Source organism: Mesorhizobium sp. NPDC059054, from assembly GCF_042739215.1.
Taxonomy (GTDB): Bacteria; Pseudomonadota; Alphaproteobacteria; order Rhizobiales; family Rhizobiaceae; genus Mesorhizobium.
The window spans coordinates 838,270-857,421 of the sequence record NZ_JBHYHV010000001.1; the positions used below are offsets into that span (position 1 = coordinate 838,270).

At 61.7% G+C, this 19,152-nt stretch carries 18 protein-coding genes; 11 read left to right on the top strand and 7 right to left on the bottom strand.

The features are described 5' to 3' along the window. Positions 1-18: 18 nt before the first annotated feature. Entirely contained in the window at positions 19-693 is a 675-nt protein-coding gene (locus ACFWXH_RS03990) for an alpha/beta hydrolase (protein ID WP_054313999.1), read from the bottom strand. A gap of 244 nt (positions 694-937) precedes the next feature. Between ACFWXH_RS03990 and ACFWXH_RS03995 the strand changes: the two genes are divergently transcribed. From ACFWXH_RS03995 to sufA, 7 genes are all read left to right on the top strand, one after another. Further along, the gene (locus ACFWXH_RS03995) at positions 938-2,098 is read left to right on the top strand and encodes a cysteine desulfurase family protein (protein ID WP_379117717.1); all 1,161 of its coding nucleotides are present in this window, start codon (positions 938-940) and stop codon (positions 2,096-2,098) included. 178 nt (positions 2,099-2,276) lie between these two features. Continuing rightward, positions 2,277-3,806: a Fe-S cluster assembly protein SufB gene (sufB, locus tag ACFWXH_RS04000; RefSeq protein ID WP_379117719.1), complete on the top strand. Its 1,530-nt coding sequence runs from the start codon at positions 2,277-2,279 to the stop codon at positions 3,804-3,806. 27 nt (positions 3,807-3,833) lie between these two features. Next, entirely contained in the window at positions 3,834-4,589 is a 756-nt protein-coding gene (gene sufC, locus ACFWXH_RS04005) for a Fe-S cluster assembly ATPase SufC (RefSeq protein ID WP_379117721.1), read from the top strand. Between the two features lie 10 nt (positions 4,590-4,599). After that, the gene (sufD, locus tag ACFWXH_RS04010) at positions 4,600-5,868 is read left to right on the top strand and encodes a Fe-S cluster assembly protein SufD (RefSeq protein WP_379117723.1); all 1,269 of its coding nucleotides are present in this window, start codon (positions 4,600-4,602) and stop codon (positions 5,866-5,868) included. Between the two features lie 72 nt (positions 5,869-5,940). Then, complete coding sequence (locus tag ACFWXH_RS04015) at positions 5,941-7,185, top strand: cysteine desulfurase (RefSeq protein ID WP_379117725.1); 1,245 nt, start codon at positions 5,941-5,943, stop codon at positions 7,183-7,185. Positions 7,186-7,190: 5 nt separating this feature from the next. Further along, on the top strand, positions 7,191-7,583 hold the full coding sequence (locus ACFWXH_RS04020; protein ID WP_379117727.1) for an SUF system Fe-S cluster assembly protein: 393 nt from the start codon (positions 7,191-7,193) through the stop codon (positions 7,581-7,583). Positions 7,584-7,718: 135 nt separating this feature from the next. Then, complete coding sequence (sufA, locus tag ACFWXH_RS04025; RefSeq protein ID WP_054314006.1) at positions 7,719-8,105, top strand: Fe-S cluster assembly scaffold SufA; 387 nt, start codon at positions 7,719-7,721, stop codon at positions 8,103-8,105. Between the two features lie 96 nt (positions 8,106-8,201). Here sufA and ACFWXH_RS04030 read toward each other — a convergent pair whose 3' ends face one another. Continuing rightward, entirely contained in the window at positions 8,202-8,699 is a 498-nt protein-coding gene (locus tag ACFWXH_RS04030) for a GFA family protein (RefSeq protein ID WP_379117729.1), read from the bottom strand. Positions 8,700-8,809: 110 nt separating this feature from the next. On the opposite strand from ACFWXH_RS04030, the gene ACFWXH_RS04035 reads away from it, so the two are divergent. Further along, complete coding sequence (locus ACFWXH_RS04035; RefSeq protein WP_054314008.1) at positions 8,810-9,133, top strand: TfoX/Sxy family protein; 324 nt, start codon at positions 8,810-8,812, stop codon at positions 9,131-9,133. 3 nt (positions 9,134-9,136) lie between these two features. On the opposite strand, the gene ACFWXH_RS04040 is transcribed toward ACFWXH_RS04035, so the two are convergent. Together ACFWXH_RS04040 and ACFWXH_RS04045 are read right to left on the bottom strand one after the other, a co-directional pair. Beyond that, a complete protein-coding gene (locus ACFWXH_RS04040; protein ID WP_379117732.1) occupies positions 9,137-10,054 on the bottom strand; it encodes a pseudouridine-5'-phosphate glycosidase in 918 nt (305 codons plus the stop codon). Between the two features lie 63 nt (positions 10,055-10,117). After that, positions 10,118-11,062: a carbohydrate kinase family protein gene (locus ACFWXH_RS04045; RefSeq protein WP_379117734.1), complete on the bottom strand. Its 945-nt coding sequence runs from the start codon at positions 11,060-11,062 to the stop codon at positions 10,118-10,120. Between the two features lie 260 nt (positions 11,063-11,322). Between ACFWXH_RS04045 and recA the strand changes: the two genes are divergently transcribed. Together recA and alaS are read left to right on the top strand one after the other, a co-directional pair. Beyond that, on the top strand, positions 11,323-12,411 hold the full coding sequence (gene recA, locus ACFWXH_RS04050) for a recombinase RecA (protein WP_054314012.1): 1,089 nt from the start codon (positions 11,323-11,325) through the stop codon (positions 12,409-12,411). A gap of 207 nt (positions 12,412-12,618) precedes the next feature. Continuing rightward, positions 12,619-15,279, top strand: coding sequence for an alanine--tRNA ligase (gene alaS, locus ACFWXH_RS04055; protein WP_379117737.1), 2,661 nt, complete (start codon positions 12,619-12,621; stop codon positions 15,277-15,279). Positions 15,280-15,346: 67 nt separating this feature from the next. Here alaS and ACFWXH_RS04060 read toward each other — a convergent pair whose 3' ends face one another. The 3 genes from ACFWXH_RS04060 to ACFWXH_RS04070 all read right to left on the bottom strand — a co-directional run bounded on the left by ACFWXH_RS04060 (position 15,347) and on the right by ACFWXH_RS04070 (position 18,120). After that, on the bottom strand, positions 15,347-16,324 hold the full coding sequence (locus ACFWXH_RS04060; protein ID WP_379117740.1) for a glycerophosphodiester phosphodiesterase family protein: 978 nt from the start codon (positions 16,322-16,324) through the stop codon (positions 15,347-15,349). Positions 16,325-16,463: 139 nt separating this feature from the next. Then, positions 16,464-17,285 (bottom strand): aldo/keto reductase, encoded by an 822-nt coding sequence (locus ACFWXH_RS04065; protein WP_379117743.1) that lies wholly within the window; start codon positions 17,283-17,285, stop codon positions 16,464-16,466. A 187-nt stretch (positions 17,286-17,472) separates the two neighbouring features. Beyond that, the gene (locus tag ACFWXH_RS04070; protein ID WP_379117745.1) at positions 17,473-18,120 is read right to left on the bottom strand and encodes a glutathione S-transferase family protein; all 648 of its coding nucleotides are present in this window, start codon (positions 18,118-18,120) and stop codon (positions 17,473-17,475) included. 129 nt (positions 18,121-18,249) lie between these two features. Here ACFWXH_RS04070 and ACFWXH_RS04075 point away from each other — a divergent pair, with 129 nt between their 5' ends. Then, positions 18,250-19,098, top strand: a complete 849-nt coding sequence (locus ACFWXH_RS04075; RefSeq protein WP_054314083.1) for a GyrI-like domain-containing protein — start codon at positions 18,250-18,252, stop codon at positions 19,096-19,098. Positions 19,099-19,152: the final 54 nt, after the last annotated feature.

The following is a 19,152-nucleotide window of genomic DNA, read 5'->3' on the forward strand; positions in this document are numbered from 1 at the left end:
CGGCGCCGGCAGTATGTTCTAGCGCAACCGCTTCGGGCGCGGGTCGGCCAGTTCGCCGGCGAGACGGCGGTCGAGATAATCCGCGCATTCCTCAATCAGCAACTCAGCGTCATTGGCAAAGAAGTGGTTCGCGCCCGGAAGCGTCTTCTGAGTGATGGTGATGCCCTTCTGGGTGTGCAGCTTGTCGACCAGCCCCTGCACGTCCTTGGCTGGCGCCACCTTGTCGGCATCGCCATGGATGATCAGGCCTGACGACGGGCAGGGCGCCAGGAAGGAGAAATCGTAGGTGTTGGGCTGCGGTGCCACCGAGATGAAACCTTCGATTTCCGGGCGACGCATCAAAAGCTGCATACCGATCCAGGCGCCGAAGGAATAGCCGGCCACCCAGCAGCTTTTGGAGTCGGGATGTAGCGACTGTACCCAGTCGAGCGCGGCTGCGGCGTCTGAAAGTTCGCCTGTGCCGTGGTCGAACTCGCCTTGGCTGCGGCCGATACTGCGGAAATTGAAGCGCAGTGTGGTGAAATTGCGCTTCTGGAACATGTAGAAGAGGTCGTAGACGATCTTGTTGTTCATCGTGCCGCCGAACTGCGGATGCGGATGCAGGACGATGGCGATCGGCGCGCTCTTTTCCTTGGAAGGCTGGTAGCGACCTTCAAGGCGGCCGGCCGGACCGGCGAAAATGACCTCTGGCATGAATAACTCCTGGTGTACGCTTTATGGCGTTTGAACAATTCCCGCTTCGGCCCCAATCCAAGCTTGACGCAAGGCGAGCGTCTACCTAGAAGCTAGTTTAGAACTGTTCAAAACTGCATGGCCGAGATGTAAGGCTCTGCCATTGCTGCCGCAAGCCGCGTAATAGGACGGCTGGCCTTGGAATTTCAAGGAAATAACGCTTCTCTTTGCGAGAGCGGGTTTTGAAGGGAAAACACCGGGTAAAATGGCCGAGCCTCGCGCCTATCTCGACTACAATGCCAGTGCGCCGCTGCTACCTGCGGCGCGCGCGGCCGTGGTCGCGGCACTCGATGCGGCAAATCCCTCCTCGGTGCATGCCGAAGGCCGTGCAGCGCGGCGCCTGATCGAAGACGCGCGCCGCGATGTGGCAGCATTGGTCAATGCCAAGCCCGACCATGTCGTCTTCACCTCCGGTGCTACAGAGGCGGCGATAACACTGCTCTCTCCCGACTGGCGCATGGGTCGTGCGGCGCTGCGCATGGCGCGCCTTTATGTTTCCAAGGCTGAACATCCTTGCCTGCTCAATGGCGGTCGTTTCACTCCAGAAAAGATCTCGCGCATTGGCGTGACGTCAGACGGCATCGTCGACCTCGGTGCTTTGGCGCTGGCGCTCGCAAGTCATGACAAAGCCGCAGGCCTGCCTCTGATCGCCATCCATGCTGCCAACAACGAGACCGGTGTCATCCAGCCTATCGGCGAGATCGCTGCGATCGTGAAAGCGGCCGGCGGCGTCCTGATCGTGGATGCGGTGCAGGCGACGGGGCGCTTTCCGATCGATATGTCAGTGCCTTATGCCGATTATTTGATTCTCTCCTCGCACAAGATCGGCGGCCCGAAGGGCGTCGGTGCCATCGTCGCCGCTTCCGACCTGATGATGCCGGCCCCACTGGTTGCCGGCGGTGGCCAGGAGAAGGGCCATCGCGGCGGCACAGAGAACCTTGCCTCCATTGCCGGTTTCGGCGCGGCTGCGCGCGAGGCGCTCACTGCTCTTGGCGGTATTGAGGCGGTCCGGGAGCGACGCGATGCCATTGAGGCGATCGTGACCGAACTGGTGCCGGACGCTGAAATTTTTGGAAAGCGCGTCGAACGCCTTGCCAACACGACGTTCTTCGCTATTCCGGGCACCAAGGCCGAGACGGCGCAGATCGCCTTCGATCTGGCGGGTGTCGCGCTGTCGGCAGGTTCTGCCTGTTCGTCCGGCAAGATCGGGCCGAGCCATGTGCTGAAGGCGATGGGCCATGACGAGGACAGTGGAGCGCTGCGCGTATCGATCGGTGCCGCCACGACCGCCGAGGACGTCGAACGGTTTCGCAAGGCGCTGGCCGGGATTGCCGCCCGCCGCGCCGCGCGGGAAAGAGCCGCCTGAAGGCGGGAAGAATTCAGGCTTCGGCCTGGTAGAGCCGTGTGTTCCTGTTGGCCGGGTGTTTTCTTGGCCGGAGCGCACTATATGGAACTTACGCCGCCAAGCACGGTCCGTATCGGACCGGCGGTGCCATAGTTTGAAAACGGCCGGGCCTTGACCTCGGCATGGATGGAGAACGCTTATGCCTGCCGTGCAGGAGACGATCGATCGAGTCCGAAAGATCGACGTCGACCAATACAAGTATGGATTCGAGACAACGATTGAGACCGACAAGGCGCCAAAAGGCCTGTCGGAAGACATCATTCGTTTCATCTCCGAAAAGAAGAGCGAGCCGGAGTGGATGCTGGAATGGCGTCTGGAAGCGTATCGCCGCTGGCTGACGCTGGAAGAGCCGACCTGGGCGCGCGTCGAATATCCGAAGATCGACTTCCAGGACATTCACTACTACGCGGCGCCGAAGAACCAGTCCGGGCCGAAGTCGCTGGACGAGGTCGATCCGGAACTGCTGAAGGTCTACGAGAAGCTCGGCATTCCCCTCAAGGAGCAGGAGATCCTCGCCGGCGTGCAGAAGGAAAAAGCTCCGGTCGACGGGTTGGCCGACGAGGACGGCAGCGACAACGTCTACAAATCCGGTCGTGTCGCGGTCGACGCCGTGTTCGACTCGGTTTCTGTCGTCACCACCTTCAAGGAAGAGCTGGCCAAGGCCGGCGTCATCTTCTGCTCGATCTCGGAAGCCATCCGTGAACATCCGGAGCTGGTGAAGAAATATCTGGGCTCGGTCGTGCCGACCTCGGACAACTATTACGCCACGCTGAATTCGGCGGTTTTCACCGACGGCTCCTTCGTCTTCGTGCCGAAGGGCGTTCGTTGCCCGATGGAACTCTCGACCTATTTCCGCATCAATGAGAAGAACACCGGCCAGTTCGAGCGCACGCTGATCATCGCGGAAGAGGGAGCCTACGTTTCCTATCTTGAAGGCTGTACCGCGCCGCAGCGCGACGAGAACCAGCTTCATGCCGCAGTCGTCGAACTGGTTGCCCTCGACGATGCCGAGATCAAATATTCGACCGTGCAGAACTGGTATCCCGGCGACGCGCAGGGCAAAGGCGGCATCTACAACTTCGTCACCAAGCGCGGCGACTGCCGCGGTCATCGTTCGAAGATCTCGTGGACGCAGGTCGAGACCGGCTCGGCGATCACCTGGAAGTATCCGTCCTGCATCCTGCGTGGCGATGAGAGTCAGGGCAATTTCTACTCGATCGCTGTGTCGAACGGCTATCAGCAGATCGACAGCGGCACCAAGATGATCCATCTCGGCAAGAACACACGCAGCCGGATCATCTCCAAGGGTATCGCTGCCGGCTTCAGCCAGAACACCTATCGCGGCCAGGTCTCGGCCCATCGCAAGGCGACCAACGCGCGCAACTTCACCAACTGCGACTCGCTGCTGATCGGCGACCAGTGCGGTGCGCACACGGTTCCCTACATGGAAGCCAAGAATTCGACCGCCAAGTTTGAGCATGAGGCGACGACGTCGAAGATTTCCGAGGACCAGAAGTTCTATGTCATGCAGCGCGGCATTCCCGAAGAGGAAGCCATCGCGCTCATCGTCAACGGCTTCGTCAAGGACGTCATCCAGGAGCTGCCGATGGAGTTCGCCGTCGAGGCGCAGAAGCTCATCGGTATTTCGCTCGAAGGCTCGGTCGGCTGACCGCTCAAAAAGATTCAGGAAGAACAAATGCTTGAGATCAAGAACCTGCATGCCCGCATTGCCGACGACGGCACCGAGATCATTCGCGGGCTGAACCTGACGGTTAATAAGGGCGAAGTGGCCGCCATCATGGGCCCGAACGGCTCCGGCAAGTCGACGCTGTCCTATATCCTTGCCGGTCGCGAGGACTACGAGGTCACAGAAGGCGACATCCTCTACAACGGCGAGTCGATCCTGGAGATGGACCCGGCCGAGCGCGCCGCCGCTGGCATCTTCCTCGCTTTCCAGTATCCGATGGAGATACCGGGCGTGGCGACGATGGAATTCCTGAAAGTGGCCATGAACGCGCAGCGCAAGGCGCGCGGTGAAGAGCCGCTGAAGGTGCCGGAATTCCTGAAACTGGTGAAGGAGGCCGCCGCCTCGCTCAATATGGACATTGCCATGCTGAAGCGTCCGCTCAATGTCGGCTTCTCCGGCGGCGAGAAGAAGCGGGCCGAAATCCTGCAGATGAAGCTGCTCGAGCCGAAGTTGTGCGTGCTGGACGAAACCGATTCCGGCCTCGACATCGACGCGCTCAAGATCGTCTCTGACGGCGTCAACGCCCTGCGCTCGCCCGACCGCGCCATCGTCGTCATCACCCACTACCAGCGCCTGCTCGAGCACATCGTGCCGGACAGCGTGCACGTGCTCTACAAAGGTCAGGTCATCAAATCCGGCGACAAGTCGTTGGCGCTCGACCTCGAAGCCAATGGTTATGCCGGCGTGATCGGCGAGGCTGCTTGAGGGGGCTGTCATGAACGTACATGCTCAACCGCAGCTGACCCAGGCCGAGACAGCGCTGATCGATGCCTTCGGCGAGCGGCAGTCGCTGCTACCGGGCGACGGTGAGGTCATGGTTCGGCGCGACAACGCCGTCGAAGCGCTCAAAGCCGGCCTGCCGACCAAGCGCATCGAAAGCTGGCACTACACCAACCTGCGCACCTTGCTGCCTGCGGTGCCGGGTTTTGATCCTTCGGCAAGCGCCAAGGCGATCGCGCCGGTGATCGAGGGTTCGACCGTGGTTTCGGTGCTGAATGGCGCCTCCGCAGCCAAGTTCCCGACGGTCGAAGGTGTTTCGTTCGCCCGCCTGTCGGACAAACTGACCGACGGCAGCTTTGCACCGGCGCTGGACCTCTATGGTCCCGATGATGCCATCGGTGCGCTCAACACTGCCTTTGTTGCCGATGGCGTGTTCGTCGACGTGGCCGATGGGATCGAACTGGAAAAGCCGATTGAACTGCAGAATGTGCAGGCCGGTGGCCAGAGCCATGTGCGGTTACCGGTCCGCGTCGGCAAGGGCGCCAAGGCGATCATCGTCGAACATCAGACCGGCGAGGGTGCGGCGCTCACTTCGTCCGTCAGCCAATTGACGCTGGACGAGGGTGCGGAGGCGACATGGCTGATCGTGCAGGAGCAGCCGGAGACGGCTTCGCATCTTGCCCAGTTCAAGGCCTGGATCGGCAAGGACGCCAAGCTCACTTTGTTCTTCCTGAATGCCGGCGGCAAGCTGGTGCGCCAGGAAGTCGTCGTCGCCACCAAGGGCGAAGGCGCGGATTTCAAGCTGCGCGGCGTCAATCTCCTGGCCGGTGACACGCACACGGACGTGACCATGGTGCTCGACCATGCCGTGCCGCATACGACGTCGACGGAAGTGATCCGCAACGTCGTCACCGGCAAGGCGCGTGGCGTTTTCCAGGGTCGTATCAATGTGCATCAATACGCTCAGAAGACCGATGCCAAGATGGCCTGCAACACCTTGCTGTTGTCGGACGACGGCGAGTTCTCGACCAAGCCGGAGCTGGAAATCTTCGCCGACGACGTGCAGTGCGGCCACGGCGCAACGGTCACCGAGATCGACCACGGCCATCTTTTCTACCTGATGGCGCGCGGTATCGATGAGAAGACCGCGCGTGGCTTGCTGGTGAAAGCCTTCGTCGCGGAAGTGATCGAGGAACTGGAAGACGAGCAGATCGTCGAGACGCTGGAAGGCAAACTCGACGAATGGTTCGCGACGCATGGGTAACAGTGAGTAGCGAATAGAAGCGACAGCGCGATATTCGCTACCTCACTACTCACCATTCGCTCCGAGTAGGAAATGGACCACGTGCTGAACACCACCGCTCCCTACGACGTCGAGGCGATCCGCCGCGACTTCCCGATTCTGTCGCGCGAGGTCTACGGCAAACCGCTGGTCTACCTCGACAATGGCGCTTCGGCGCAGAAGCCGCAGGCTGTGCTGGACGCCATCCAGCACGCCTATTCCCAGGAATATGCCAACGTCCATCGCGGCCTTCACTTCCTGTCGAACGCTGCCACCGATGCCTATGAAAAGGCACGCGAAACCGTGCGGCGCTTCCTGAATGCGCCGAGCACCGACAACATCGTCTTCACCTCCAATACCACGGCCGCGATCAACACCGTGGCATATGGCTGGGGCATGCCGAACATCGGTGACGGCGACGAAATCGTGCTCTCCATTATGGAGCACCATTCCAACATCGTGCCGTGGCACTTCATCCGCGAACGCCAGGGCGCCAAGCTGGTCTGGGTGCCGGTGGATGATTTCGGGGCCTTCCACATCGAGGAATTCGAAAAGCGGCTGACCGATCGCACCAAGCTTGTGGCCATCACCCAGATGTCGAACGCGCTGGGCACCGTGACGCCGATCAAGGAGATCTGCCGGATAGCGCATCAGCGTGGCATCCCAGTTCTGGTCGACGGCAGCCAGAGCGCCGTGCACATGCCGATCGACGTGCAAGACCTCGACTGCGACTTTTTCGTCTTCACCGGCCACAAGGTCTACGGTCCTTCCGGCATCGGTGTGCTCTACGGCAAGAAGGAGCGGCTCGAGGCGATGCGGCCCTTCATGGGGGGCGGTGAAATGATCGAAGAGGTGACGGAAGATATCGTCACCTATAACGACCCGCCGCACCGTTTCGAGGCCGGCACGCCGCCGATCGTGCAGGCGATCGGCCTCGGTGCCGCGCTCGAATATATGGAAAAGGTGGGGCGCGGGCGTATTGCCGCGCATGAGGCCGACTTGAAGACCTATGCGCATGAGCGGCTGCGTTCGATCAACTCGCTGCGCATCTTCGGCGACGCGCCGGACAAGGGCGCCATCATCTCCTTCGAACTCAAGGGCATCCATGCCCACGACGTGTCGATGGTGATTGATCGGCAGGGTGTTGCGGTCCGCGCGGGCACGCATTGTGCTCAGCCGCTGTTGAAACGCTTCGGTGTTACCTCCACATGCAGGGCATCTTTCGGCATGTACAACACGCGCGCCGAAGTTGACGCCCTCGTCGAGGCGCTGGAAAAAGCACGGAAATTCTTCGGGTAAGAACCATGGAAGACGCCGCGATCACCGAAACAGAGGCATTGCAGACCGCCACGGCGGATGCTGCTCCCGCTTCCACCATTCCAGCCGATGAGCTGGCGCGCATCACCGACGACATCGTTTCGGCGCTGAAGACGGTGTACGATCCGGAAATCCCAGCAGATATCTATGAACTCGGACTGGTCTACAAGATCGACATCGAGGACGACCGCACGGTCAAGATCGACATGACGCTGACCGCGCCAGGCTGTCCGGTGGCCGGCGAGATGCCTGGTTGGGTCGAGAACGCGGTTGGCACCGTAGAAGGTGTCTCAGGTGTCGAGGTCAAGATGGTGTTCGACCCGCCATGGACGCCCGACCGCATGTCGGAAGAGGCTCAGGTCGCGGTGGGGTGGTATTAGAGCGCCGCGCGTCTTCGGACGTGCAAAGGACACTCTACACTTTTTCTGGCCGTCTTGCATGGCTGTGAAAACTTCACCATCTTATAGCTAGACTCGTTCCGTGGGCCTTGAACCCGCGTGAAACTGGAGAATGACATGGGACGTTTCGCCGTCATCTCAATGACCGACAAGGCCGCCGAGCGTGTGCGCGAGATCATGGCCACGCGCGAAAACGCGCAGGGCATCCGTCTCGGCATCAAGAAGGGCGGCTGCGCCGGCATGGAATACACGGTCGACCTAGTGACCGAGCCCAACACCAAGGACGATCACGTCGAGCGCGACGGCGCGCACGTCTACGTTGCGCCCGAAGCGGCATTGTTCCTGTTCGGCACCGAGATGGATTTCGAGCGCACCACGCTGCGAACCGGTTTCACCTTCCGCAACCCGAACCAGTCTTCGGCCTGCGGCTGCGGCGAATCCGTGGAATTGAAACCTGCCGATCTGAAGGCATTGGCCGAAGCCCGCGCTCAAAGCGCTGCGTGAGATTTTTCGACGGAGAACGCCTGTTTCTCGCCCAAACGGCGCGTGGGTGGCGGCATGGGCAAGGCGCTTGAGGACTTTGCCGGAAAAGCCTGATCTTCACTCCACCCACATTCCCGTTCGTCGATGCCAGGCGGCGATCGATTCCTCGGGGTAGAGATCGAAGACCTTGTCGGCATCGCGAATGTTGGGCTTCACCCAGCTACTTTTGTATTTCAGCATCAGATGGGTGCGCTCCGGCGGCTCAGGCAGCTCTGTATCGATGGCCGATGCGAATGGATGCACGAGTTCCGGCCAGGTCGGATCGTAGAGCCACAGTGCCGAACCGCATTTCTTGCAGAAATTGCGTTCGCCCGTGGAGGTCTCGCACACAGGGTGTTCGTCGTCCTGGATTTCGGCGCGATAGACCCCGAGGTTCTCCTTGCCGGTTATCTTCAGCGTTGCGGAGTCGGCCCCGAGGTTGATCGCATATCCGCCTCCACCCTGCTGCTTGCGGCAGATCGAGCAATAGCAGAGCTGGTAGGGCGCGGGCGTATGGCTTTCCGCCTGGAAGTGGACGGCGCCACAACGGCAGGAGCCTTGAAGAAGCATGGGCATGGCGGTCTCCTCGGTTTCGTCCGAAATCCTACACGTTGCAGGGGCTAAACCTGTCAGCAGAGCTTTGGTTGCGTCGTGACGATCATCAAGGTTCATGACAAGATCGTGCCATGGACAATGACGCGATCAGCGACCTTTTCGCCGGCCTCGGCCCGGTCAGCATCCGTCGCTTGTTTGGCGGCAAGGGCATCTATTTCGATGGCGTCATCGTCGCCATCGAACTGCGCGGCGAATTGATGCTGAAGGCCGACGCCGAACTAGGCCGCGAATTCGCCGCGGCCGGCTGCACGCAATGGACCTATGTGGGCTCGCGTCACGGTAAACAGGTGGCGATGCCCTATTGGACCTTGCCGGACGGAGCCGCCGACGACCCGGACGACATGGCTGCCTGGGCAAGGAAATCCTACGAGGCTGGCCTGCGCTCCGGAAAATAGTTTCTACAGTGCCTTGGCGACCCTTGCCGCAACGCGGGCATTGTTTTCCACCAGCGCGATATTGGTCTTCAGGCTGCGGCCGTTGGTGATCTCCAGGATCTTGCCGAGCAGGAACGGTGTCACCGCCTTTCCGGTTACGTTCTGCGCTTCCGCAGCCTTCTGCGCGGCCTCGATATAGCCGGCCATCTCGGCGGCAGGGATTTCGTCGGCCACCGGCACCGGATTGGCCACCAGCACGCCGCCGTCGATACCAAGCGCCTGGCGCGTCTTGAACAGCTTGGCGATCTTTTCAGGAGCATCCAGCGTCAGCGGTGCCCGGAAGGGCGATTGACGCGACCAGAAGGCCGGCATCGTCTCGCAGCCGTGGCCGATCACCGGCACGCCGCGCGTTTCCAGCACCTCCAGCGTCTTCTCGATGTCGAGAATGGCCTTGGCGCCGGCCGACACCACGATGACCGGCGTGCGCGCCAATTCGTCGAGATCGGCGGAGATGTCGAAGCTCTTTTCAGCGCCCTTGTGCACACCGCCGATGCCACCGGTGGCAAATACCTTGATGCCGGCCATATGCGCCGCGATCATGGTGGCGGCCACCGTCGTGCCGCCGGTGCGCCCTTCGGCGACGGCGAAGGCGAAGTCGGCGCGCGACAGCTTCATGGCGTCACCGGTCATCGCAAGCGATTCCCGTTCGCCGTCGGACAGGCCGATCTTGATGCGGCCATTGACCACCGCGATCGTTGCCGGCACCGCGCCTTCATCTGAAATGATCTTTTCGACATTGGCCGCCATGGCGCCATTGTCGGGATAGGGCATGCCGTGGGTGATGATTGTCGATTCAAGCGCCACCACCGGGCGACCCGCCGCCAGCGCCTCGGCCACGGGCGCGTGGATGTCGACATAGGGGCGAGCGGTTTCGAGCGTCATAGGAAATCTCCGGTCGGCATCACGCGGTTTGCGGACAGCCGTTCAACAGTTGGGTTGCCGTCCTCATGCCACTTCCCGCGCTTCCGGCACAAGAGCCAGGGCTGCGGCAAAGGATGCCGGAGTGAAGCCGGGCACGGAGAGCGGGCTTTCAATGGCCAGTCCCGCAGCGGCAACACCCTCACGCAAAGCGGTGCGTAACGGCAGGCCGCGCAGCAGCGCCGCGGTGGTGGCTCCCGCCAGCGCATCGCCCGCGCCGGTCACGTCGACCACGGTCTTGGGCGGAGGCGGCGCGATCGAAAAGGCGCCGTCCTTGTCGTAACCGAGAGCAGGGCGATCTCCCGCTGTCACCACGCCGCCACGCAGGCCGATTCCACGCAACCCCGTCACCAGTTCTGTCTCAGACGCTTCGCGCGAAAGGCCAGTCAGCGCGGCTGCCTCGCGGCGGTTCATGAACACCAGCGCCGGCCGTTCGAACCGCGAGGCGAGGCGCACCACCTTGGCCGGCGAAATGGCGATGACGAAGACGGGTCTGGCGTCGGCCAGTGCCATCAGCCGCTCCAGCGCTGCGGTCGGCAGGTTCGCGTCGCACAGCACCGCGTCCGCCGCCTCTACCGCGCCACGAATGTTGGCGCGCCGCATCTGTTTCGGGAAGGCGAGGTCGTAGAGCCCCATGTCCGCGAAGCCCACCACAAGCTCTCCCTCGCTGTCGAGGATCGCCGTGTAGCTCGGCGTGGTCCGATCGAGGAAGGTGACGGAAAGGTCCTTGATGCCGGCCTGCGCGATCGTCCGCGCGACTGTTTCGCCTGCCGTGTCGCCGCCGCGCACCGATATAAGCGAAGCAGAGACACCGCGTCGCACGACTGTGCGCAGGGCGTTGAAGACGCCGCCGCCGACATCCTCGTGCATCGTGCCTGGGTTGGACGCCGCCGGCACATAGGGGCCGCTGACTTGGCCGCGTCGATCGATATGGGCACCGCCGGCCGCGAAAAGCTTTGGCGTGGGGCTCATGCCGGCACCTCGATGGAGGCGGTCCTGCTGTGCCCGGCTATGGCGATGCCGAATCGATGGCCGCCGCGTCGCGGCAATGTGATGTCCATGCGTGAGAATACTTTTTGGACACTCCTGACAAAACAAAAAAGGAACAAATATGGATTTATCATATTTTTCAAGATGTTGGATCGCCTTGTCAAAACGGAACAAAAAGGGTACATATTTACAGGGATAACCAGGCAGTCCGGCCTTCATTGACGACCAAGGGGTGATGTATCATGGCTCAGAATAGCTTGAGGCTTGTAGAGGACAATTCGGTGGACAAAACAAAAGCTCTCGACGCTGCGCTGTCGCAGATCGAACGGGCATTCGGCAAGGGCTCGATCATGCGGCTCGGCGCCAATGAGCAGGCAGTCGAGATCGAGACGGTGCCGACCGGCTCGCTGGGCCTCGACATCGCGCTCGGCGTCGGCGGTCTGCCGCGTGGCCGTATCGTTGAGATTTACGGGCCGGAAAGCTCGGGCAAGACCACGCTGGCGCTGCACACGGTGGCGGAAGCGCAGAAGAAGGGCGGCATCTGCGCCTTCGTCGATGCCGAACATGCGCTCGATCCGGTCTATGCCCGCAAGCTGGGCGTCGATCTCGAGAACCTTCTGATCTCGCAGCCGGATACCGGCGAGCAGGCGCTGGAGATCTGTGACACGCTGGTGCGTTCCGGCGCTATCGACGTTCTGGTGGTCGATTCGGTCGCAGCACTCACCCCGCGCGCGGAAATCGAAGGCGAGATGGGCGATGCACTGCCCGGCCTGCAGGCTCGTTTGATGAGCCAGGCGCTGCGCAAGCTCACCGCTTCGATCTCGCGCTCCAACACCATGGTCATCTTCATCAACCAGATCCGCATGAAGATCGGCGTCATGTTCGGTTCGCCGGAGACGACCACCGGCGGCAACGCGCTGAAGTTCTACGCCTCGGTGCGCCTCGATATCCGTCGCATCGGCTCGATCAAGGACCGGGACGAGGTTGTCGGCAACCAGACCCGCGTCAAGGTCGTCAAGAACAAGCTGGCCCCACCCTTCAAGGTCATCGAGTTCGATATCATGTATGGCGAGGGCGTGTCCAAGACCGGCGAATTGATCGACCTCGGCGTCAAGGCCGGCATCGTCGAGAAATCGGGCGCCTGGTTCTCCTATAATTCGCAGCGTCTCGGTCAGGGTCGTGAAAACGCCAAGCAGTTCCTGCGCGACAATCCGGATCTTGCCCGTGAGGTCGAGCAGGCGCTGAGGCAGAATGCCGGGCTGATCGCGGAGAAGTTCCTCGACAATGGTGGCGACAGCGACAACGATCTCGACGACGCTGCGGAAGGGTAACTGTCGGTTCATCCGTAAGGGGCAGTTCATCGCCTGACGACAATGTTTTAACCGCCGGCCTCGCGCCGGCGGTTTGCGTTTCCAGCGGCGGCTTTGGTCTCCGCGTACAGGCCTTTGCTGTTTCTGGACAGGCTGGAAGGCTGCCGCTAAAAGGCCTATTCCATTTCCACCGGCCCGGCCGGCGGCTTCACCATAAAGGCAGTTTCGATGAGTGGCGTGAACGATATCCGGTCGACCTTTCTCGACTATTTCCGCAAGGAAGGGCACGAGATCGTCGCCTCCAGCCCGCTGGTGCCGCGCAACGACCCGACGTTGATGTTCACCAACGCCGGTATGGTGCAGTTCAAGAACGTCTTCACCGGATTGGAGAAGCGGCCTTATTCGCGCGCCGCGACCGCGCAGAAGAGCGTGCGCGCCGGCGGCAAGCACAACGATCTCGACAATGTCGGCTACACGGCCCGTCATCTCACCTTCTTCGAGATGCTCGGCAACTTTTCGTTCGGCGATTATTTCAAGGAACGCGCGATCGAGCTCGCCTGGAACCTGATCACCAAGGATTTCGGTCTGAAGAAGGACAAGCTGCTCGTCACCGTCTACCACACCGACGACGAGTCGGCCGGCTACTGGAAGAAGATCGCCGGCTTTTCGGATGACCGCATCATCCGCATTGCGACCTCGGACAATTTCTGGGCGATGGGCGATACGGGTCCCTGCGGCCCGTGTTCGGAGATCTTCATCGACCGCGGCGAGCACATCTGGGGTGGCCCTCCCGGCAGCCCGGAAGAAGACGGCGACCGCTTCCTCGAATTCTGGAACCTGGTCTTCATGCAATATGAGCAGGTCACCAAGGACGAACGCATCGACCTGCCGCGTCCGTCGATCGATACCGGCATGGGCCTGGAGCGCATGGCTTCCATCCTGCAAGGTGTGGAGAGCGTTTTCGAGACCGACCTCTTCCGTCATCTGATCGACGCGGCTTCGTCCGCACTCGGACACGGTCCCAACACCGAGAATGTCGCGTCCTACCGTGTGATCGCCGATCACCTGCGGTCGTCGTCCTTCCTTGTGGCCGATGGCGTTCTGCCGTCCAACGAGGGCCGTGGTTATGTGCTGCGCCGCATCATGCGTCGCGCCATGCGCCACGCGCAGCTGCTCGGTGCCAATGAGCCGCTGATGTGGAAGCTGGTACCTGCGCTGGTACGCGAGATGGGGCAGGCCTATCCGGAACTGGTGCGCAGTGAAGCATTGCTCACCGAAACGCTGAAGCTGGAGGAAACCCGCTTCCGCAAGACGCTGGTGCGCGGCCTTGGCTTGCTCGCCGACGCGACCGACAAGCTCGGTGCCGGCGACATGCTGGACGGCGAGACCGCTTTCAAACTCTATGACACCTACGGCTTCCCGCTGGACCTGACGCAGGACGCGCTGCGCCAGCGCAGTATCTCAGTCGACCTTGCCGGTTTCACCGATGCGATGGAACGACAGAAGGCGGAAGCGCGTGCAAGCTGGGCCGGTTCCGGCGAGGCGGCAACCGAGACCGTGTGGTTCTCCGTGCGCGACAAGACGGGCGCCACCGAGTTCCTCGGGTACGAGACCGAAAAGGCCGAAGGCATCGTCACCGCTATCCTGCGCGACGGCAAGGTCGTCGACGACGCCAAGGAAGGCGACAGCGTTGCGATCATCGTCAACCAGACGCCGTTCTACGGCGAGTCCGGCGGCCAGATGGGGGACACTGGCACCATCGTCGGTGAGGGTTTCCGTGTCGATGTCACCGACACGCTGAAGAAGGCCGATGGCCTCTTCGTGCACCAGGGTAAGGTGACCAAGGGCTCCCTGAAGACGGGAGCTGCGGTCGAGCTCGAAGTCGACCATTCTCGCCGGACGCGCCTGCGCTCCAACCACTCCGCTACGCACCTCATCCACGAGGCGCTGCGCGAGGTTCTGGGCACGCATGTCGCCCAGAAAGGCTCGCTGGTGGCGCCGGAGCGGCTGCGCTTCGACATCTCGCACAACAAGCCGATCTCGCCGGAAGAGCTGGAAGAGGTCGAGCGCATGGCCAACGAGATCGTCGTCCAGAACAGCCCGGTCACGACCCGGCTCATGTCGGTGGACGACGCACGCGCGGAAGGCGCCATGGCGCTGTTCGGCGAAAAATACGGTGACGAGGTGCGCGTCGTGTCGATGGGCACGGCCTTGCATGGCGAGAAGGCCAACCGGCCGTATTCGATCGAGCTTTGCGGCGGCACGCATGTGAAGTCGACCGGCGACATCGGCCTGGTGCGCATCGTTTCCGACAGCCCGGTGGCGGCCGGCGTTCGACGTATCGAGGCGCTGACCGGTGAGGCGGCACGCCGCCATCTCGATGAGCAGGATCGGCGCCTCAAGGCGGTTGCAGCGACGCTCAAGATTTCGCCGGCCGATGTACTCGCGCGGGTGGAAACCCTGCTGGACGAACGCAAGAAGCTGGAGCGTGAACTCACTGATGCCCGTAAGAAGCTTGCCATGGGTGGTGGTTCCGCCGGTGCGGCCGAGAATGCCACCGAGACGGTGGCGGGTGTCGGTTTCCTCGGCAAGTCCGTCAGCGGCGTTTCGCCGAAGGACCTGAAGCCGCTCGCCGATGAGGGCAAGAGGGCACTAGGTTCCGGCGTTGTCGTGCTGGTCGGCGAGGCCGAAGGCAAGGCAAGTGTCGTCGTCGCGGTCACCGAGGACCTGACCGGTCGTTTCAGCGCCGTCGATCTGGTGCGTGTTGCATCCGCGGCGCTCGGCGGGCAGGGCGGCGGTGGTCGGCCGGATATGGCACAGGCTGGCGGTCCCGACGCTTCCAAGGCCGATGACGCCATCGCGGCGGTCAAAGCGGCACTGGCTGCTTAGGGCGCGCTCCTTCCTTCAATCCACAATCTGAGCCGCAATCGATGCCGGGGGAAACTCCCGGCATCGGCTATTGCGGGGCAGCTACCGCAGGCCCGATCCGGTCGACGCGGTTGGTCCAGATGGCGCCGTCGAAGCGGGCGGGCAGTTTCTTGAGCGTTGTGATGTCGTCGACGCCGGTCGAATACTTCGAGCCATCATTGTCGCCGAGGATCACCAGTGTCGAGCCGTTGGTTTCCAGCCGTTCACTGAGCCGGTTGGGGAAGCCCCAGGCGAAGGGGGCGAAGTTGGCCGGCAGCATGAACAGCGTCTTGCGGCAGTCCTCCGGCACATAACCACTCCAGCCGAGCGCGGCATAACGCATCAAACAGGGGACGACGCGATCCGTTCCCAGCACAACGGCGTCAGGCAGGGCGGCCTTGTAGGCATCGATCGCCTTGCCGCCGCCATAGACCATGATGAGTTTCTGCTGTTCCGGCGGCAGCGCCCCGATCTTCCTTGCCAGCAGACGGCCCTCGGTTATGTCATCGCTTTTGATGTTGATCAGGAAACGCTTGTTCGGAAATGCGGTGAGCACCTCGCCAAGGCTCGGCATCTGGCCGATGCCCTTGCCCCGGAACGGGAAGGTCTTGCCGCCATCGGCGGTATAGCCGTAGCCGATGTCGAGGGCCTTCAATTCCTTGAGGCTCTTTTCGCGCGTCACGCCCTTGCCATCGGTGCGGCAATCCACTGTCCAATCATGGAACACCGCGAAGTCACCATCGGTGGTCGGGTGGACGTCGAGTTCGACGATGTCGGCGCCGGCCGCAAATGCCGCCTGGAAACCCTCGATGGTGTTTTCGAGATGTGTGTGTTCCGGCGGATAGATGCGATCGGCCGTGCAGGTGTCGTTGCCGATGCCGACGGGCGAAAAGGTCTGGCCGAGCCCGCGATGCGCGATCAGCATCGGTCGCTGCTCCGGAGTGCCGGCAAGCAGACTGCTGTTGAGCGCCCATATGGTGGTGGCGGCGGCGAGTGCCCCAAGCAGGGCGACGGTTCGTTTGCGCATGATTCCCCCGAATTGGTGGGAAGACTATGCGCCGAACCGGGACAAAATCTGGACGAAGCTGCGCCGCTTTGAAGGCAGCCGCGAAAAAGGTTTGGCAGGGCCGGGCGCGTTCCAGGAGGAACGCGCCTGGAGTTCGAAACTATCCGACCGCGAAAGTGTCTGGATCCGGCCCGATCTTGCCTTTGACACTGTCGAGCTTCTCGATCTCGGTGATGTCTTCAGCTGCCAGCTTGAAATCGAAGACCCGGAAATTCTCGACGATGCGTGATGGTGTCACCGACTTCGGGATGACGACGTTGCCGATGTCGAGATGCCAGCGCAGGATCACCTGCGCGGCGGTCTTGTTGTGCTTCTTCGCCAGTGCAATGAGTGCCGGATCATGCAGGAGCGTACCTTGGCCGAGGGGGCTCCACGCCTCGGTCACGATGCCTTCCCCGGCGTGGTAGGCGCGTAGTTCCTTCTGCTGGAAGCGCGGATGCAGTTCCACCTGGTTGATCGCCGGAACCACGCCGGTCTCCGCCTTCAGCCGCTCGAGATGGGCGATCTGGAAGTTGGAAACGCCGATCGAGGCGACACGGCCTTCCTCGCGCAATTTGATCAGTGCCCTCCAGCTGTCGACATAGCGATCGCGCGACGGCACCGGCCAGTGGATGAGATAGAGGTCGATCCTGTCGCGGCGCAATTTCCTGAGGCTGGCGTCGAAGGCTTTCAACGCCGAGTCGTAACCTTGCTCCGAATTCCAGAGCTTGGTGGTGAGGAAGATATCGGGGACGTTCGAGGCAGCGAGCGCGTCGCCGACACCTTGTTCGTTGCCGTAGATGGCGGCGGTGTCGATCGAACGGTAGCCGGCTTCGAGGGCTGCGGTCACGGCGGCATTGGCGCCTTCGTTCGGCACCTGCCATACGCCGAAGCCGAGCTGCGGGATGGCCTTGCCGTCATTGAAACGGATTGTCGGGCTCATGGGTCTCTTTCCTGAAATGTTGAAAGGACGGTGATTGAAAGGCGTCCGCTCCAGGCGGTTGCTCGCAGAGGTTGAGGGAGGCTCACGGTGAGAAAGGTCGCAGTCTTATCTGGGGCGCTTGGTAGCCGAGGGCAAGAAAAGACCCTCGTCGTTTCGGTTGGGCGAAGCAAAAATATTCTGAAGATGGCTAGCTGGTTGGGCTGGTGGCAGGAAAGCTCTCGCGTGCCTGCATCGATTGCCACCAGTCGAACAAAGCAGGGTGCCTGGCCAGCATCGGCACTGACGCCTCGGCTTGCATGAAATAACCGAACATCGGCGCAGCATGCAGGTCTGCCAAAGTCAGCTGTTCACCCAGAAGCCATGGACCAGGTGCTTTCAGCGCAGCCAGGGTAGCGAGGCAGGTTTCGGCGTGCAGCAGAGCGGCAGAAACCACGGCGTCATCGGCTGTCTTGCCCTCGCGTGGTTTGGAGACGGTCTCGACATAGATGTCCCACACGAGCGTGCGGTAGGCGTAAGCGTCGAGCAAGCCGACGATCTGGTTCATCACCGCGCGCTCGCACGCCAGGGAAGGCTGCAACGCGGGACCATCGAAGGCCTCGTCGACATAGCGGGCGATCGCCGTTGTCTCGAACAGCCTCAGCCCGTCATGCTCGAACGCCGGGATCTTCGAAAAGGGATGCAGCGCGCCATACCAGTCGGGCGGACCGCCATCCGCGAAGATGTCGACTGGAACGAGATCGTAGTCGATATGTTTCTCCGCCAGCGTCAGACGAGCGATGCGGACATAGACGCTGTAGTCCGCACCATAGAGCGTCGGTTTGGACTCTCGGTTCATGGTCGGGCTCCTGTCCTGCTGGTTGCATACCACAGGAAAGCGGCTTGTTCCTCGTACGTTGCAAGTCAGCAGGATTTGTCAAAAGCGGCTATGGTTGTTTCCAGCCGATCGATTTGCATGAGGTCTGGCATGAATGGCGAAACGGCATGGGCGGTTTACGAAGCTCGTTTGAGACGGGTTTCAACCCACATCCACGACCACCTCGACGAGGATCTGGATATGGACGGCCTCGCCGAAATCGCCTGCCTGTCACCCTATCACTGGCATCGCATCTATCGCGCCATCTACGGCGAAACTGCTGCGGCAACCGTCAAGCGATTGAGGTTGCATCGGGCTGCCGGCGACATCGTGGAGACGGATCTCGGCATCAGTGAAATTGCGAAGCGGTCTGGCTATCCCAATGTCCAGTCGTTCAACCGCATCTTCAAGGCAGTCTACGGCATGCCGCCGGCGCGCTATCGGAGAGAGGGAAGCCACACGCTCTTTGAAAGCAAGCAGAGAAAGGCTTCCACCATGTTTGATATCTCCATCCGCACGCTCCAACCCACCGAACTGGTCGGTGTGCCTCATCAGGGTTCCTATATGAATATCGGCAAGGCGTTCGAACAGCTATTCGGAACGCTCTATGCCCGCGGCCAGGGGCACCCGGGCCTGCGCATGATCGGCGTCTATCTCGACGATCCTGACGTTGTCGCGGTCGACAAGCTGCGCTCCTATGCCTGCGTCGAGATGGATGCGGCTCAGCCTGCCCAGGCGCCACTGGAGCGTCGCACGCTCGAAGGCGGCGAATATGCCGTGCTGCGCCACAAGGGGCCTTATGCCGAGATGCACAAGGCCTATACATGGCTCTACGCCGAATGGCTGCCCATGTCCGGCCGCAAGCTGCGCGACACGGTGATGTTCGAGGAATACATCAACAACCCACGCGACGTTGCTCCGGCGGAGCTTTTGACCGACATACATCTGCCTCTGGTCTGAGGGCTTCGGCCTTCTCCCACAAGGGGGAGAAGGTGCCGATGGCGTAGCCAACAA

Coding starts and splice junctions, on each gene's coding strand:
- ACFWXH_RS04060 (WP_379117740.1), bottom strand. CDS start 16,324: ATGCGCAAACGAACCGTCGCCCTGCTTGGGGCACTCGCCGCCGCCACC.
- ACFWXH_RS03995 (WP_379117717.1), top strand. CDS start 938: ATGGCCGAGCCTCGCGCCTATCTCGACTACAATGCCAGTGCGCCGCTG.
- ACFWXH_RS04075 (WP_054314083.1), top strand. CDS start 18,250: ATGAATGGCGAAACGGCATGGGCGGTTTACGAAGCTCGTTTGAGACGG.
- ACFWXH_RS04040 (WP_379117732.1), bottom strand. CDS start 10,054: ATGACGCTCGAAACCGCTCGCCCCTATGTCGACATCCACGCGCCCGTG.
- recA (WP_054314012.1), top strand. CDS start 11,323: ATGGCTCAGAATAGCTTGAGGCTTGTAGAGGACAATTCGGTGGACAAA.
- ACFWXH_RS04065 (WP_379117743.1), bottom strand. CDS start 17,285: ATGAGCCCGACAATCCGTTTCAATGACGGCAAGGCCATCCCGCAGCTC.
- ACFWXH_RS04015 (WP_379117725.1), top strand. CDS start 5,941: ATGGACCACGTGCTGAACACCACCGCTCCCTACGACGTCGAGGCGATC.
- sufD (WP_379117723.1), top strand. CDS start 4,600: ATGAACGTACATGCTCAACCGCAGCTGACCCAGGCCGAGACAGCGCTG.
- sufB (WP_379117719.1), top strand. CDS start 2,277: ATGCCTGCCGTGCAGGAGACGATCGATCGAGTCCGAAAGATCGACGTC.
- ACFWXH_RS04020 (WP_379117727.1), top strand. CDS start 7,191: ATGGAAGACGCCGCGATCACCGAAACAGAGGCATTGCAGACCGCCACG.
- ACFWXH_RS04030 (WP_379117729.1), bottom strand. CDS start 8,699: ATGCCCATGCTTCTTCAAGGCTCCTGCCGTTGTGGCGCCGTCCACTTC.
- sufC (WP_379117721.1), top strand. CDS start 3,834: ATGCTTGAGATCAAGAACCTGCATGCCCGCATTGCCGACGACGGCACC.
- ACFWXH_RS03990 (WP_054313999.1), bottom strand. CDS start 693: ATGCCAGAGGTCATTTTCGCCGGTCCGGCCGGCCGCCTTGAAGGTCGC.
- alaS (WP_379117737.1), top strand. CDS start 12,619: ATGAGTGGCGTGAACGATATCCGGTCGACCTTTCTCGACTATTTCCGC.
- ACFWXH_RS04035 (WP_054314008.1), top strand. CDS start 8,810: ATGGACAATGACGCGATCAGCGACCTTTTCGCCGGCCTCGGCCCGGTC.
- sufA (WP_054314006.1), top strand. CDS start 7,719: ATGGGACGTTTCGCCGTCATCTCAATGACCGACAAGGCCGCCGAGCGT.
- ACFWXH_RS04070 (WP_379117745.1), bottom strand. CDS start 18,120: ATGAACCGAGAGTCCAAACCGACGCTCTATGGTGCGGACTACAGCGTC.
- ACFWXH_RS04045 (WP_379117734.1), bottom strand. CDS start 11,062: ATGAGCCCCACGCCAAAGCTTTTCGCGGCCGGCGGTGCCCATATCGAT.